Origin of the sequence: Paracoccus versutus, assembly GCF_000763885.1 — a bacterium.
Lineage (GTDB): Bacteria > Pseudomonadota > Alphaproteobacteria > Rhodobacterales > Rhodobacteraceae > Paracoccus > Paracoccus versutus.
The window spans coordinates 1-1225 of record NZ_JRKO01000162.1; the positions used below are offsets into that span (position 1 = coordinate 1).

At 63.1% G+C, this 1225-nt stretch carries 1 protein-coding gene; it reads left to right on the forward strand.

Annotated features, from left to right (window positions below):
* Positions 1 to 10 precede the first annotated feature (10 nt).
* On the forward strand, positions 11 to 1225 hold a 1215-nt coding region (locus tag IT40_RS26425), incomplete at its 3' end, for a cbb3-type cytochrome c oxidase subunit I (protein WP_036761491.1).

Consider the following 1225-nt stretch of genomic DNA (forward strand, 5'->3'; position numbering starts at 1 on the left):
GTCAGCCCAGATCAGCGACAGCATCGAAGAGAAGCGGGGCTTCTTCACCCGCTGGTTCATGTCGACGAACCACAAGGACATCGGCATCCTTTACCTGTTCACCGCCGGGACGGCCGGGCTGATCGCCGTCACCTTCACCGTCTACATGCGGATGGAGTTGCAGCATCCCGGCGTGCAATACATGTGCCTGGAGGGGATGCGGCTGGTCGCGGACGCCTCGGCGGAATGCACGCCCAACGGCCATCTGTGGAATGTCGTCGTGACCTATCACGGCATCCTGATGATGTTCTTCGTCGTCATTCCGGCGCTGTTCGGGGGGTTCGGCAATTATTTCATGCCGCTGCACATCGGCGCCCCGGACATGGCTTTTCCGCGGCTGAACAACCTCAGCTATTGGCTCTATGTCTGCGGCATCTCGCTTGCCATCGCCTCGCTGCTGTCGCCGGGCGGCAACGACCAGCCCGGCGCGGGCGTGGGCTGGGTGCTCTATCCGCCGCTCTCGACCACCGAGGCCGGCTATTCCATGGACCTGGCGATCTTTGCCGTCCACGTCTCGGGCGCCAGCTCGATCCTGGGCGCGATCAACATCATCACCACCTTCCTGAACATGCGCGCGCCGGGGATGACGCTGTTCAAGGTGCCGCTGTTCGCCTGGGCCGTCTTCATCACCGCCTGGATGATCCTGCTGTCGCTGCCGGTGCTGGCCGGGGGGATCACCATGCTGCTGATGGACCGCAATTTCAGCACCCAGTTCTTCGACCCGGCCGGCGGCGGCGACCCGGTGCTTTACCAGCATATCCTGTGGTTCTTCGGCCATCCCGAGGTCTACATGCTGATCCTGCCCGGCTTCGGCATCATCAGCCATGTGGTCTCGACCTTTGCCAGGAAGCCGATCTTCGGCTACCTGCCGATGGTGCTGGCCATGGCGGCCATCGCCTTCCTGGGCTTCGTCGTCTGGGCGCATCACATGTATACCGCCGGCATGTCGCTGACCCAGCAGACCTATTTCCAGATGGCGACCATGACCATCGCCGTGCCCACCGGCATCAAGGTCTTTTCCTGGATCGCCACCATGTGGGGCGGCTCGATCGAGTTCAGGACGCCGATGCTCTGGGCCTTCGGCTTCCTGTTCCTGTTCACCGTCGGCGGCGTGACCGGCGTGGTGCTGAGCCAGGCGCCGCTGGACCGGGTCTATCACGACACCTATTACGTCGTCGCCCACTTC